The organism is Amycolatopsis sp. H20-H5 (genome assembly GCF_035828755.1).
In the GTDB taxonomy this organism is placed as follows: domain Bacteria; phylum Actinomycetota; class Actinomycetes; order Mycobacteriales; family Pseudonocardiaceae; genus Amycolatopsis.
Genome location: NZ_JAYMZS010000016.1, coordinates 68,682 through 81,698 on the forward strand (window position 1 = coordinate 68,682; position 13,017 = coordinate 81,698).

Consider the following 13,017-nt stretch of genomic DNA (forward strand, 5'->3'; position numbering starts at 1 on the left):
CCAGGCGTTCAGCTATCCAGGGCCAGTGCGATGGCTCCGAGCAGGGCGGCGTCCTGGTCGAACCGGGCCGCCACCAGCTCGGGTGGGAACGGCACGGCGTGGGCGAGCCGGTCGCGCAGTGCGGGCAGCAGCACGTCCGCCGAACGCACGAGCCCGCCGCCGACCGCGATCCGCTGGGGATCGATGGCCAGCGCCAGGTTCGCCACGTGCATGGACAGCTCGTCCAGCGCCGCGGTCACCAGTTCCTTGGCGGCGACGTTCTCCCTGGCCAGGGCGAACAGCTCACCGGCGCTGACCGGGCGGCCGAGCAGTCTGCTCGCCCGGCCGCCCAGCCCACGCCCACCGACGGCTTCCTCCAGCGGCGCCGCTCCGCTGGCGAAACCCTCGGTGTCCTGCGGGGCGAGCAGGTTGTACCCGATCTCGCCCGCAGCTCCGTTGGCGCCGGCCAGCAGCCGGCCGCCCACCAGTATCGCCGCGGCGATACCGGTGCCCAGTGAGAGGAACACCGCGGGATCGGCGTCCTTCAGCGCTCCCCACTTCGCTTCGGCCAGCGCCGCCGCCTTCGCGTCGGTGCCGACCTCGATCGGGAGGTCGCCGAACTCCGCCGCGACCAGCTCGCGCAGGTGCAGCCGCTCCCAGCCGGGGACGTTCGGCGCCAGCAGGATCCGGTCGGGTAGCACGATCCCGGGGCTGACGACGCCGATCGCGATCACCCGGTCCGTCGCGTCCTCGTCGGCCAGCAGGCTCCTGGCCCCGGCGAGCGCGCGGGTGACCACCTGCGCGGCTCCCGCCGCCGCGTCGGTGTCCAGCCGGCGGGTGGCCAGCAGGTTCCCGTCGCGGTCGGCGATGCCCAGCGCGACCTTCGTGCCGCCGAAATCGATCCCGAGAATCACCTCTGATCGGGTGGTCACTCCTTGGTCCCCTCTGTCACCGGGCGCTGGTCGGCCGCCGGTGCGACGGGCGCGGTGCCGGTGCCCGCGGTGTGGTGGCCGTAGCCCATGGCCGTGACGACGACGCGGCCGGTGTTGAACCCGTCGATGCTGACCACCGGCGCCGACCCCTGGAGGTCCGCCGCCTGGTACGTCGCGGTCAGCGTCTGGGACTGACCGGGCCACAGGGTGGTGTCGTTGTCGTCCCAGGTCGCGTTGCGGAGCTGGTTGTCCCCGGACGCTTCGCGACCGTCGACGGTCCCGCGGCGCACATCGGCCCGCAGGAAGAACCCGACCGCCGGCGTGTCCGAGGTGTTGGTGACGGTCACCGAGGTGACGGTGTCGTCCCCGTTCGGACCGGCCTGACGCTTCGTCGTCGCGGTCGCGCTGACCTTGCCCTTCGGCAGGTTCTGCAACCCCGTCAGGTCGCTGTACTGCGACAGCGTCGCGTCCGGCTCGCCCAGGGTCTTCGACCAGTCGACGACGTCCTTCTGCGTCGAGAGCCAGTAGACGTTGCGGTCGACGACCTTGCCGCCCTGCTTGACCTGCAGCTCCACGAAGTACACCTGCGCCTTCGCGGGGGCCTTGGTTTCGGCCGGGACCTTCGGCTTGAGGACGTTGTTCTTCACGACCTGGCTGCCCAGCGAGACGCCGTTCGCGGTCTGGTCGTCGAGCACCTTGCCCGCGGTGTCGTACACCTTGGCCTGCACCGAAAGACCCGACTGGTTCCCGGCGCCGAGGTTGTCCAGCGTCACCGAGCCGTTGTCGTAGCCGTAGATCGCGTGCAGCGGCTTGTTGGCCGTCTTGGCGCCGTAGAACGCGCCCGCCTGGTCACCGTCGTTGTTGTAGAGCGACCAGAGCAGTGTCGGCCAGCCCTTGTTCAGCTGCCAGTAGACGATGCCGGTGGCCGGGTTGGCCTTGTCCGTCGAGTGGTGCAGGAACGACTCGAACTGCGAGCGGGTGTTCTCGTAGTTCGCGAGCTGCGCCTGCTTGACGTAGGACTCCAGCGAGTTCCACTTGCCGTAGCGATGGGTGATGGAGTTGTCGAGGTTGTAGAGCGTGCCGAACTTGTAGCCACCGTGGCCGGGCTCGAAGTTCGCGTGGTACTGGTTGTACTCCGGGTCCTTCCAGAGCTTCTCCTGCTCGGCGGGCGAGAGGAAACGCTTGATCGAGTCCAGCGTCGGCACGGTGTGCCCGGCGCTCTGCTCGCTCGCGAAGCCCCACGAGCCACCGACGTTGGTACGGCTGGAGTCACCGGCGTCGAAATGCGTGGTGTCGTACCAATACGTCGGCGGGACCCAGTTGTACGGCCCCTCCTTCTCCCCTGACTGGCCCAGCGTCGGGGTGCTCTTGTACTCCGCCGAAGCGATCACGGGGACCTGGAAATCAGCCTCCTTGAACGCCTTCAGCGTCTCGCTCTCCTGACGCGGGAGGGGCTCGTTGTCGCTCCACCCGTAGTTGAAGACGCTCGGGTGGTTCCGCTCCATCTGGCCGATCGTGTAGGCCGAGTCGTGCATGATCCGGTAGTCGCGCTCGGTCAGCTTCGACGCGTCCTCGGGCTGCCAGGCGTCACAGCAGAGGAAGCCGCCGATGACCAGCAGGCCCGCGCGGTCGGCCTGGTCGTAGAAGTCCTGCGGCATGTCGTGGCCCTCGAGGCGGATGCCGTTGAGGCCCAGGTTCTTGATCAGCGCGATCTGGTGCGCCGCGTCGGCCTGGTCGTAGCGCAGGAACAGGTCCGGGGCGAAACCGCCGCCGCGGAACACGAATTCCTTGCCGTTGACGCCGAACTGGCGCGCGCCCTGTAGCAGCTGCGTGGACTTGCCGACCAGCTTCGAGCTGATCGAGCGGATGCCGAAGGTGCTCTCCGAGGACGTCGAGACCACACCACTCTGGGCGACGGCGGTCTTCAGCGTGTACAGCGGCTGGTCGCCCATCGAGTAGGGCCACCACAGCTTCGGCTGGACGATCTTCGGCGGCGTGAAGGACACCGTCTGCTTGCTGTTGGCCGGGACGGTCACCGACTTCTTGACCACGATCGGCGCGCCGCCGCCGGACGGCGGGACGACGGTGGCGCTGACGTCACCGGTCTGCGCGGAGCCCGCGTTGTTGGTGACGTCGACCTCGACGGTCAGCGCCGAGGTGGCGCCGTCGGCCGCGGTGTTCTGGTTGACGTGCGCGTTGTCGCCGGTGAGCGCGTCGGAGATCTGCAGCTGCGGGGCGAACTGGACACCGGTGTTGTTGTCCGGCGGGAGCTGGCCCCAGTCGACCTGATCGAGGGTGTACATCTTCAGCGGGTCGTTCGGATAGACCTTGATCGCCACGGTGTTGACGCCAGGACGCATCACCTTCGTGATGTCGAAGGTGTGCCCGGCGAACGCGCCGCTGACGACGTCCTTCGTGGCGATCTGCTTGCCGTTGACCCAGACGTCGCCCTCGCCGATGATGCCGGGGATGGTCAGCTTCGCGTTCTGGCCCGGCTTGTACGCCGGGGTGAAGTCGGTGCGGTACCACCACGGGTCGGAGAACGGCTTGGTGACCACGGGGCCCAGCTTGTCGACGTACCCGAAACACTTGCGCATGTTGTCGGAGAAGTAGACGTCCGGGCACTTGCCGTTCTGCACCAGCGCGGTGAGCTCGGTGCCCGGCGCGCCCGCGTCGTCCGGCTTGACCTTCAGCCAGCCCGAGGTGCCGTAGCCCGGCGTGGAGACCTTGTCGCCGCCGTCGGTCACGGACGCGGTGGTGAGCACCTGCCAGCCCTGCGTGCCGATCGGCGTGCGCGCCCGCGGCTTGGCGGCCGCCGACCGCAGATCCGCCTGCTGTGCCGCGGCGGGGTTCGCCACACTGAGCACGCCCGGCAGCAGGATCAGCGCGGCTCCCGCCGCCAGCCGGGCCAAGGACGACCTCGTCATGCTTGTGCCCCTTCGATTCGAGTGGATCCGTCGCCTTCGGCGAAGGCCTCGTGGATGGTCTTGGGCCCGAACGGCCAGGTCTGCTCGGCCTTGGCGTAGATGCCGAAGGCGATGACGCCCAGCACGATCCAGCCCACGGACAGGCCGATCGAAAGCCAGCTGGCCGAGACATAGATGTAGACCCAGCCGATCCCGGCGATGACCGTCGGGATCGGGTAGAGCCACTGGCGGTACGGGCGCCGCAGGTCCGGCCGCCGCTGCCGCAGCACGACGAGTGCGGCGATCTGCGCGACCGACTGGATGAGCACCAGGACGGTCACGGCCGCGTTGATGACGGTGGTCAGGGTGAACAGCGAGCCGATCGCGGTGATCAGGCCCATCGCGAGCACGCCCGCGGTCGGCAGGTTCAGCTTGGGGTGCAGCTTGGCGAACACCGGCAGGAAGACCTTGTCCCGCGCGGCCTCGAACGGCACCCGCGAGCCGCCGAGCAGCCCGGCGAAGACGGACCCGATCGCGGCGATCACGATGAACACCGTGATGGTCTTGGCGACCCCGGTACCCCAGGCCTGCTCCAGCACGCTGGACGCGACCGAGGTGGCCTTCTCCAGCTGTTCGAGCGGGATGGAGCCGAGCACGCCGACCTGCAGCAGGAAGTAGAGGCTCATGATGCCGAGGATCGAGAAGATGATCGAGCGCGGCAGCGTCCGGCCGGGGTTCTTCACCTCGCCGCCGAGGTAGGCGGAGGTGTTGTAGCCGAGGTAGTCGTAGATGGCGATGATCAGGCCGGCGCCGAGGCCGGTCCAGAACGCGCCGCCGCCGAACAGGTCGAACGCGCCGGGGGTGAAGGCGAAGGCCTGCGCGGCGCTGAAGTGCGAGAACGCCGCCACGATCACGGACAGCACGGCGAACAGCATGATCGCGAACAGCACGGTGGTGAGCTTGCCGATCTGGCCGATCTTGCGGAACAGGGCCAGCACGATCAGCAGGATGACGCCGATGCCGACGATCTTGCCGAGGCCGGTGGTGCCGCTGTCGTCGGTCATGGCCGGGAACAGGTAGCCCAGGTACTGGACGAGGCCGATGATGCCGGTGGACATGATCAGCGGGATGAACAGCACCGCGCTCCACGCGAACAGGAACGGCATCAGCCGCCCGGTGCGGTACTGGAACGCCTCGCGCAGGTAGACGTACGTGCCGCCGGCGCCGGGCATCGCCGCGCCGAGCTCGGCCCAGATGAGCCCGTCGGCGAGCGCGATGATCGCGCCGATGATCCAGCCGAACATGGCCTGCGGGCCACCCATGGTCGCGACCATCGCGGGGATGGTGACGAACGGGCCGATACCGCACATCTGGGTCATGTTGATGGCGGTCGCCTGCAGCGGACCGATCTTTCGTTCGAGCCCGGACTGCGGGGAAACCGCCGCCCCGCTGCCGCCCGGCCGGGTGGGTGAACTCACGCCGCGCCTCCATTCCAATAGTTAGTAAAGTTTCTTAACATAAATCGAGCGCACCCGGAAGGGTTCCGTTCGTAAAGTTGCCGCAACGCAGGATTCGAGGGGTGGACCGAACATGGTGGGGCAGGTGGGGAATCCGGCGAGCATGCGCGAGCTCAATCAGCGCCTGGTGCTGGAAAGACTGCGCGAACAGGGCGAAGCGACGCGCCCGCAGCTCGCCGCCGGAACGGGGCTGTCGAAGCCGACGATCGGGCAGGCGCTGCTGGATCTGGAGCAGGACGGGCTGGTGCGCACCGCGGGACGGCTGCTCGCCGGGCCCGGCCGGGCGGCGGTGGTCTACCAGGCCGACCCGGCGGCCGGGCACGTGGTGGGCATCGACATCGGCCGCCAGTCGATCCGGGTCGCGATCGCGAACCTCGGCGGCAGCATCGTCGCGCGGCTCGACGAGCCCAACCGGTGCCGCTCCGGGAGCGCACTGGTGCGCACGGTGAGCGGGTGCGCCGAACGGGCGATCGCCCAAGCGGGCCTGACGCGCGACGACGTCGTCGCGACCGTCATCGGCACTCCCGGCGTGCCGGACCTCGGGTCCGCGACGCTGCACCGGGCGCCGAACCTGCCCGGCGGGGAGCGCAAGGGCCTGCTCGGCGAGCTCGAAGCGGCGCTCGGGCCGGGACTGGTGGTCGAGAACGACGCGAACCTCTCGGCGGTCGGCGAGTACGAGCTGGGCGCCGGGCTGGGCGTGCGGTCGCTCGTCTGCGTCGCCGTCGGCACCGGGCTCGGGCTCGGCATTCTGGTCGACGGCAAGCTGTTCCGCGGCGCTCACGGCGCGGCGGGCGAGATCGCGTACCTGCCCTATGGCAGGCCGCGCGAGGCGGGCGCACCTCGCCAAGGCCTGATGGAGGTCGCCGCGGCCGCCCGCGCGGTGGTCGGCTCTGCCGCGAGCCACGGACTCGCCGCCCGCACGGCCAAAGACGTGTTCCGGCTGGCCCGCGAAGGCGACAAACGGGCGCGGAAGATCGTCAAGGACGAAGCCGGGAAGCTGGCCTTCGTCGTCGCGTCGGTTTCGGCGGTGATCGACCCCGAGCTGGTGGTGCTGAGCGGCGGCATCGGGGCCAGCGCGGATCTGCTCGTCACGCCGCTGCGCGAAGCGCTCGCCCGCACGACGCCGATGGCGCCGGACATCGTCGCCGGACAGCTGAGCGAGGAGGCGGTGCTCGCGGGCGCGATCTCGACCGCCCTGCACACCGCCCGCGACCTCGTCTTCGACCGCCGGAGCCGCCTCACGTCCTGACCCCCGCCCGCGATTCGTCCCCGCGATTCGTCGACGAGTCGTGGTCTCTCAGTCGCCAAGAGACCACGAGTCGTCGACGACTTGCGTGGGGATGGCGGGGTGGGTGGCGGTGGTGACGGCGTGGAGGACGTCGTCGAGGTCGGCCTCGAACTCGGCCGCCCAGTCGACGGGCGGGTCGAGAAGCCTGCCCAGCCGGTGGTGCGCGGGCAGCTCGCCGGGGCCGAGCTGCCCGCGGCGCGCCCACATGTTCCGGGTGCCGCCGTCGAACCGCCCGCTCACCTCGGAGACGGCGAACCCGAACACGAACGTGGTGAGCAGCCGCTCCAGCCGCGCGGCCGCCGCTTCGGGCACCTCGGCGTCCAGCAGCGCCTGGTAGAGCCGATCGGCCAGCCGGACGGCCTCCCCGCTCGACGCGGGTCTGGTGAACAGCAGGGTGAACACCGCCGGATACTCCCCCGCGAGCCCGCGCACACCGTGCGCGAAGGCCCGGAGCCGGTCGAGGCCGGGCAGCCCCGGATCGGGCTCGGGAAGCAGGGTCAGCAACCGGGTGGCGACGGCGTCGAGCAGGTCGTCCTTGCCGCGGTAGTAGCCGTAGAGCGCCATCGGCGTGACCCCCATCGACGCCGCGACCGCGCGCATCGACAGCGCCTCGAGACCGCGGTCCGCCGCGAGGGCGAGCGCCGCGTCGACGATCTCCGCCCGGCGCGTGGTCTTGATCTTCCGCATCCAGCCAGTCTGCGGTGTAGAGCGGCCACTGCGGCCGATCGCGGCGCAACCTTGCGCGAAGTGATGAATCCGGCGTCGGGGCAGGTGGGACGACGTCACCCGGACGCGCCGCCGAGGCGGTTGCCGGACACGAAAGCCGACCCCATAAGGTTTTCCGGGCTGACACCGGAGGTGAAACCCGATCGTGCCCGTACTCGACTTCTACGAAGTGCTCGGCGTCGGGCGGACGGCTTCGCCGTCGGAGATCAAGACCGCCTACCGCAAGCTCGCGAAGACCCTGCACCCCGACACCGGCGGCACCGTCGGCACCTTCCGCCTGCTGCGGGAGGCCTACGACACGCTCAGCGACCCCGTCCGGCGGGCGGGCTACGACGCCGGGCACGCCGCGCCCGTCCTGGTCAGGACGGCGGCCAAGACGGCGCCCCGGCCCCGCCGCCGCTTCGGCGAGGAGCCCGGCTTCGTCCCCGGCCTGCCGGACCTGGAGCCCGAGGACCTCGAGTGGTGGCCGTTCGCCGGGCAGGACGCGCGGGTGCGGCACGGCCGCCGCCGCGGCCCCGGGCACACGCCGGTGGTCGCCGCGGTCGGTGGCATGGTGCTGGTGCTGCTCCCGGTCCTGACCGGGGTCGGCTTCTCCGCACCGGTGCTGATCGTCTGGCTCCTGCTCACCGCCGGGACGGCGCTGCTGGTGCACAAGCTGGCCCGCGGCTACCTCGCCGCGTCACGGGCACGGGAGCGCTTCGCGGAGGAATTCGGCGGGCGGATCGTGTTCGGCGCGCCCGGCACCGAGGCCGACGAGCTGGCCGAGCGGCTCACCGCCGAGCTGCTCGACGAGTACCTGACCCGGCTGCCCGGCGCCCGGATCTTCCACGGGCTGTCCTGGCCAGGGTCGGTGTTCGCCGACGTCGACCACGCGGTCCTGTGCGGCAAGAGGCTGGTGCTGATCGAGTCGAAACTCTGGCTGCCTGGCCACTATGAGACCGGCGAGGACGATCGTCTCCTGCGCAACGGCCGTGCCTTCCGCGGCGGCGGCAGCAGGCTGGCCGAGAGCCTCGCCGCGTACCGCGAGCTGCTGCCCGGCGTGGCCCTGCGCGGCGCGATGATCATCTACCCCAGCCGTCCCGGCGACCTCAGCGCCGCCGACGAGCCCGAAGCGCCCGCCCCGCCGATGACCCCGGAGCAGTTCCTGCACGAGATCGGCGGCTGGCTGGCCACCGAGCCGTCCACTGTGGACGCGGCAGCGGTGCGCGCGGTCCGCGGCCAGGTCGTCGGCGCCCAGCGCTGAACACTCAGGGGCGGCTCCGGCCGGATCTGACGGTCCCTGAAGGCCACCATCACGGCGTTAGACGCTGTGATGGTGGCCTTCAGGGACCGTCAGCGGGGTGGGCAGGCGGGTGGCGGGTGCGGCCACCCTGGCTGAGCAGGACCAAGGCCCCGATCTCCTTCGCCCGCAGGGCGGCCTCGTGGTCACCTTCCAGCGCGGAGATGATCGAACCCTTCATCAGCAGGTGCCATTGGCGGGCGACCGCGTCCGGCTCCGTCAGTCCGGCGGCTTCAGCGAGGTAGGCGAGGTAGTGGCGGACGTTGGCGAGGTGGCGGATGCTCGCCTGGCGCACCGGGCCGTCCTCGTCCCCCAGTTCGAGCAGCACCCGGATGAACGGGCAGCCCTCGAACCCCGGCTCGCGGAACCAGCCGTCGAACAGGTCGAACACCGCGAGCAGCCGGCCGGCGGGCGTGGCGGACAGCCTGGTCGTGCCCGCCCGGATCCACTCGTCGGTCCAGCGGGTCTCCCGGCGTTCGAGGAAGGCCAGTACCAGCTCCTCCTTCGACAGGAAGTGCCGGTAGAGGGTCATCTTCGCGACCCCGGCCCGCGCGACGACGGCCTCCACCCCGACCGCGCGGATGCCGTGCCTGCTGAACAGCTCGTAAGCCGCGTCCAGCGCGCGCTCCCTGCCCGGCGCCGGCAAGCTCCGGCCGAATCCTGATTCCGTCATCCGCACCCGTCCCCCGCGAAGTGTCGGACAGTCTCCCACAATTGCGGCCCGCCGGACCGGGCGTACGATCGGCGCTCGTGTCGGCCGCAGCCACCCTGGGCACTGTCGCGCTGGTCTACGTGCCCGCCGCGGTGACACCCGGCCCCAACTTCGTCCTCATCGCGCACACCGCGGCAGCCGGTTCACGCCGGGCCGCGGTCGCCGTCGCGCTCGGCGTCGTCGCCGCCGGTGGACTGCTCGCGAGCGTCGCCGTGCTGGGGCTGGGCACGCTGCTGGCGAGCACCCCGTGGCTCGCGCACACGCTGCGGATCGTCTGCGGGCTCTACCTGGCGTACCTGGGCGTCCAGCTGTGGCGTCACGCGCGTGACCCCGAACCGGTCCGGGTGCCGGGTGCCGCGCCACCCGGCTGGTGGACAGCGTTCCGGCGCGGCGCGCTCGGCAACGTCACCAACCCGAAGGCGGCGATCTTCTTCGGCAGCGTGCTGACCGCCACCCTCCCGCCCACCGAACCGGTGGTGCTCAAGCTGGCCGCGATCGCGCTGATCGTCGTCGGTTCGACGGCCTGGCACCTCGGGGTGGCGCTCCTGTTCTCGTCCGCCTCGGTGCAAAAGGGGTACGGCAGGGCGAAGCCGTCACTCAACCGGGTGGTCGGGGTGATCCTGGCCGCGCTGGGCGTCGCATTCACAGTGACCTGACAGTTTCCGGTTCACGAAACGCACAGGTTGGGTGGCTACTGTCGAATCCATGACGACCACCTCCATCACCAGGCGATCGGCCGCGCTCCCCCTCACCGGGGTGGTGGCGATGGCCGCCGGGGCGGCTCTGCTCCTGGTACTGCAGGTCGTGCCGCCGACCAACCAGATCAGCGCGCTGCGGCGCACCATCAGCGAGTACGCGCTGAGCGACATCGGCTGGGTGTTCGACCTCGCGGTCGTGCTGGTCGCGCTCGGCTCGGCGCTCGGCTTCGGGGCGCTGATCCGCCAGTGCCGCGTCCCCGCACGATCGGCCGCCACCGTGTTCTGTGCACTGTGGACAGTCGGCCTGCTGGCCGTCATCGCGTTCCCCAAACACGACTGGGCGCTCGGACCGAATTCGAGCGGCAGCGGCACGATCCACCGCGCCGCCAGTGTGGTGGCCTTCGTCTGCCTGCCGATCTGCGTGCTGCTCGCGGCGAAGAAGGTCTTCCCGCACACACCGCGCAGGCGCACCCTGTCGAGCGCCCTCGCCCTGGCGTCGCTGCTGTGGTTCGCGGTCATCCTCGGCGCCGTCGCGGTCGCCGCGAGCAGCGGCGGCCGCTGGTGGGAGCTCATCCCGCTCGGCCTGGTCGAGCCCGGGATGGCGCTGACGGAGGTACTCGCGCTGATTTCCCTGATCTTCCCCGCCGGTCGCGGCGTGACGGCCGGTCCGGCGGGGCTTCCCGAAGAGTCCTCAACCGAGCTCACCCGGGCCCGGTGACCGGGGGGTCACCGGGAGGCCCGCCGCGCGCCACGCGGCGAAGCCACCGAGGACGTCGCCGACCTCGGTCAGGCCGAGCGAGCCCTTCACCTGGAAGGCAGCGAGGCTTGAGGTGTACCCCTCGTTGCACACGAGGATGATCCGGCGTCCGGTGTCGCCCCGCTCCAGCTCCTTGAGCCGCCACCGACTGCCGACGTCGAGCCGCCATTCGAGGACGTGACGGGACACCGCCACGGCACCGGGGATCTCGCCGAAACGGAAGCGGTACTCGACCGGGCGCAGGTCGACGAGCAGCGCGCCGTCGCGCAGCGCCTCGGCGGCCTCCACGGGGGTGTAGCGGAGCAGCCGCTCGCGGGCCTCGGCCAGCCGCCGCGAGATCAGGTCCTCGTAGTGCGGTGTGGTCATCGGCTCAGTGCCCTGGTGCGCGCGGCGACCCGTTCGAGGTCGGCGGTGTCGGGTTCCGGTGAAGCGCACGCGATCTCCCGCAGATGGTGCGCCCCCGAAGGCAGCCAGCAATAGAAGTTCATCGTGTGCAATGGCCGGGAATAGGCGTGCACGGTGATCGCGGGTTCGGTGGCGACGTTGACCAGGTTGTGCAGGTACCGGGCGCCGAACGCGACACTGTCGCCCGCCCGGTGCGACCGGGTCCGCAGCCGCCGGGCCGCGGGTTCGGCGTGGTCCTCGACCAGGGTGCCCCTGGCCACCGCGAACCCGCCGACGCTGCCGCCGTGATCGTGCAGGAGCGTGTCCTGGCCCCGTTCCCAGCAGATCAGCCACACCTCGAAGCGCTCGTCGTGGTGCAGGCGGGTGAAATAACGTTCGGCGAGGTCGAAGCTGACCAGGCTCGCCCAGCTTTCCGGCCGGGCGGCCACGGCGGCCGCGATCCGGCGCAGGGCGTCCGGCCGGACCTGGTCACCGTCGAACTCGGCAGGGCTCGGCAGCAGTTTCGCCGGGAGCGCGGGCGCGTTCGGAATGTTCGATGTCGTCACGAGACAAGCTCCTCCGCTTGAACCCGCGGCGTGCCGACACCGGCGCGAACGCCTGCCTCGGGCCCACCTGCGGGCCATCTCGTCCCGAGCCGTCCCGCCGCGGTCCCCGGTTTCCCGGAGGCACTGCCGAACAACCCGATGACTGGTATGGAATTATCAGGATTGGCGACCGCATACGGGCGGCGCACCTCCAGTCTAAACCCTTCCGCCCGGCCGGGAAATCGACCGTCCGTGCGGAGCGGTCAAGCCTGGTGCTCCAGCTCCAGCGAGTCGCCGAGGTCGGCGAAGATGAACACCCGCACCGCGTGCCCGGTCTCCGGGTGGACCTGGGCGAGGTAGGCGTGCACCCTGGCGTCGACGATCTCCTCGACGGCACCGATGAAATCCGCCATGGTGGCCTCGTGCAGCGCCTCGTGGTGACGCAGGACGGCCTCCCGGTACCCGCGCTCGCCGAGCACGCTGTCCGCCGCGGTCAGGCTGTCGATCGAGAGCACGACGAGGCTGACCGGGTCCTCCTGACTCACCGAGACCTTGACGTTGCTCGGGCCCCGGCCGTAGAACGATCGTTCGAGCTGGGTGACCCGCTCCGCGACCGCGTTGCGCTGTGCCCGAGTGATCTCCACGCCGACCGATCCCTTCCCCGTCAGTACCGCTCGGAGGCGGCAGGCAAAGGGTACCGGTGTCCACCCGGCGGCGCGTGTCGCGGCTGACACGGTCGTGCCAAATCCCTTGTGGACGGACGATCGGCGAAGGTCGGCGGAGACTGGACCATTCGCCCCAGTGCCCAGTGACCCGATGCCGATTGTGCCGGCGACCTTCGTAGGGCAAATCCCCGATACCGGCACGCCGGTAGTCGATCGGTGACACTATGACATCGGGATGGCATCGAGGCGGCGGGGAGGGGTCTGTGATGTCCGGGGTGCGCGTGAGATACCGCGAGGTGTTCGCGGTCGGGGAGTTCCGGGCGTTGTGGGCCGCGGAAGCCCTTTCCCAAGCCGGTGACCAACTTGCCAGGGTGGCCTTGTCGATCTTGGTGTATTCACGCACCAATTCCACGTTTCTCACCGCGCTGACCTACGGTTTGACGTACCTGCCCACGCTGATCGGCGGCACGGTGTTCGGTTCGCTGGCGGACCGCTGTCCCCGCCGCACGGTGATGATCGTCTGCGACGGCGCGCGAGCCGCTTTCGTGGCCGCGATGGCCATTTCCGGTATGCCGCTCTGGGTGCTGATGGTGCTGCTCGCCGTCGTCGTCGGGGTGGGCGGGCCGTTC

The 13,017-nt window shown here is 70.4% G+C and carries 12 protein-coding genes and 1 pseudogene; 5 read left to right on the forward strand and 8 right to left on the reverse strand.

The genetic code is table 11. From position 1 onward, the window contains the following. Window positions 1–8: 8 nt before the first annotated feature. The 3 genes from QMK34_RS12440 to QMK34_RS12450 are packed head-to-tail and all read right to left on the reverse strand — an operon-like array spanning window position 9 to window position 5,295. Window positions 9–911, reverse strand: coding sequence for an ROK family protein (locus QMK34_RS12440; RefSeq protein WP_326413977.1), 903 nt, complete (start codon window positions 909–911; stop codon window positions 9–11). Next, window positions 908–3,838 (reverse strand): glycosyl hydrolase 2 galactose-binding domain-containing protein, encoded by a 2,931-nt coding sequence (locus QMK34_RS12445; RefSeq protein WP_326413978.1) that lies wholly within the window; start codon window positions 3,836–3,838, stop codon window positions 908–910. Before QMK34_RS12445 ends, QMK34_RS12440 begins: the two co-directional genes overlap by 4 nt. Further along, complete coding sequence (locus QMK34_RS12450) at window positions 3,835–5,295, reverse strand: APC family permease (protein ID WP_326413979.1); 1,461 nt, start codon at window positions 5,293–5,295, stop codon at window positions 3,835–3,837. The genes QMK34_RS12445 and QMK34_RS12450 overlap by 4 nt, the downstream gene beginning before the upstream one ends. A 112-nt stretch (window positions 5,296–5,407) precedes the next feature. Between QMK34_RS12450 and QMK34_RS12455 the strand changes: the two genes are divergently transcribed. Further along, complete coding sequence (locus QMK34_RS12455) at window positions 5,408–6,583, forward strand: ROK family transcriptional regulator (protein WP_326413980.1); 1,176 nt, start codon at window positions 5,408–5,410, stop codon at window positions 6,581–6,583. Between the two features lie 48 nt (window positions 6,584–6,631). On the opposite strand, the gene QMK34_RS12460 is transcribed toward QMK34_RS12455, so the two are convergent. Further along, complete coding sequence (locus QMK34_RS12460) at window positions 6,632–7,309, reverse strand: TetR/AcrR family transcriptional regulator (protein WP_326413981.1); 678 nt, start codon at window positions 7,307–7,309, stop codon at window positions 6,632–6,634. Window positions 7,310–7,493: 184 nt separating this feature from the next. Here QMK34_RS12460 and QMK34_RS12465 point away from each other — a divergent pair, with 184 nt between their 5' ends. Then, window positions 7,494–8,591 (forward strand): J domain-containing protein, encoded by a 1,098-nt coding sequence (locus tag QMK34_RS12465; protein WP_326413982.1) that lies wholly within the window; start codon window positions 7,494–7,496, stop codon window positions 8,589–8,591. A gap of 79 nt (window positions 8,592–8,670) precedes the next feature. Here the strand turns inward: QMK34_RS12465 and QMK34_RS12470 are convergent, their stop codons facing one another. After that, window positions 8,671–9,300, reverse strand: a complete 630-nt coding sequence (locus QMK34_RS12470; RefSeq protein WP_326413983.1) for a TetR/AcrR family transcriptional regulator — start codon at window positions 9,298–9,300, stop codon at window positions 8,671–8,673. 77 nt (window positions 9,301–9,377) lie between these two features. Here QMK34_RS12470 and QMK34_RS12475 point away from each other — a divergent pair, with 77 nt between their 5' ends. Both QMK34_RS12475 and QMK34_RS12480 read left to right on the forward strand, forming a co-directional pair. After that, window positions 9,378–9,995, forward strand: coding sequence for a LysE family translocator (locus tag QMK34_RS12475; RefSeq protein ID WP_326413984.1), 618 nt, complete (start codon window positions 9,378–9,380; stop codon window positions 9,993–9,995). A 49-nt stretch (window positions 9,996–10,044) separates the two neighbouring features. Then, window positions 10,045–10,755: a DUF998 domain-containing protein gene (locus QMK34_RS12480; RefSeq protein ID WP_326413985.1), complete on the forward strand. Its 711-nt coding sequence runs from the start codon at window positions 10,045–10,047 to the stop codon at window positions 10,753–10,755. Here QMK34_RS12480 and QMK34_RS12485 read toward each other — a convergent pair. The 3 genes from QMK34_RS12485 to QMK34_RS12495 all read right to left on the reverse strand — a co-directional run bounded on the left by QMK34_RS12485 (window position 10,729) and on the right by QMK34_RS12495 (window position 12,367). Continuing rightward, window positions 10,729–11,160: a rhodanese-like domain-containing protein gene (locus QMK34_RS12485; RefSeq protein WP_326413986.1), complete on the reverse strand. Its 432-nt coding sequence runs from the start codon at window positions 11,158–11,160 to the stop codon at window positions 10,729–10,731. The two genes, QMK34_RS12480 and QMK34_RS12485, sit on opposite strands and share 27 nt — an antisense overlap. Then, the gene (locus QMK34_RS12490) at window positions 11,157–11,744 is read right to left on the reverse strand and encodes a cysteine dioxygenase (protein WP_326413987.1); all 588 of its coding nucleotides are present in this window, start codon (window positions 11,742–11,744) and stop codon (window positions 11,157–11,159) included. Before QMK34_RS12490 ends, QMK34_RS12485 begins: the two co-directional genes overlap by 4 nt. A gap of 242 nt (window positions 11,745–11,986) precedes the next feature. Continuing rightward, window positions 11,987–12,367: a Na-translocating system protein MpsC family protein gene (locus QMK34_RS12495; RefSeq protein ID WP_326413988.1), complete on the reverse strand. Its 381-nt coding sequence runs from the start codon at window positions 12,365–12,367 to the stop codon at window positions 11,987–11,989. 287 nt (window positions 12,368–12,654) lie between these two features. On the opposite strand from QMK34_RS12495, the pseudogene QMK34_RS47815 reads away from it, so the two are divergent. Continuing rightward, window positions 12,655–12,951: pseudogene (locus QMK34_RS47815) on the forward strand (MFS transporter); the annotation flags it as partial. Window positions 12,952–13,017 lie beyond the last annotated feature (66 nt).

Bases quoted from the DNA above. Each gene is read 5' to 3' on its own strand.
- QMK34_RS12445 (WP_326413978.1), bottom strand. From the start codon at position 3,838: ATGACGAGGTCGTCCTTGGCCCGGCTGGCGGCGGGAGCCGCGCTGATC.
- QMK34_RS12455 (WP_326413980.1), top strand. From the start codon at position 5,408: ATGGTGGGGCAGGTGGGGAATCCGGCGAGCATGCGCGAGCTCAATCAG.
- QMK34_RS12460 (WP_326413981.1), bottom strand. From the start codon at position 7,309: ATGCGGAAGATCAAGACCACGCGCCGGGCGGAGATCGTCGACGCGGCG.
- QMK34_RS12470 (WP_326413983.1), bottom strand. From the start codon at position 9,300: ATGACGGAATCAGGATTCGGCCGGAGCTTGCCGGCGCCGGGCAGGGAG.
- QMK34_RS12480 (WP_326413985.1), top strand. From the start codon at position 10,045: ATGACGACCACCTCCATCACCAGGCGATCGGCCGCGCTCCCCCTCACC.
- QMK34_RS12485 (WP_326413986.1), bottom strand. From the start codon at position 11,160: ATGACCACACCGCACTACGAGGACCTGATCTCGCGGCGGCTGGCCGAG.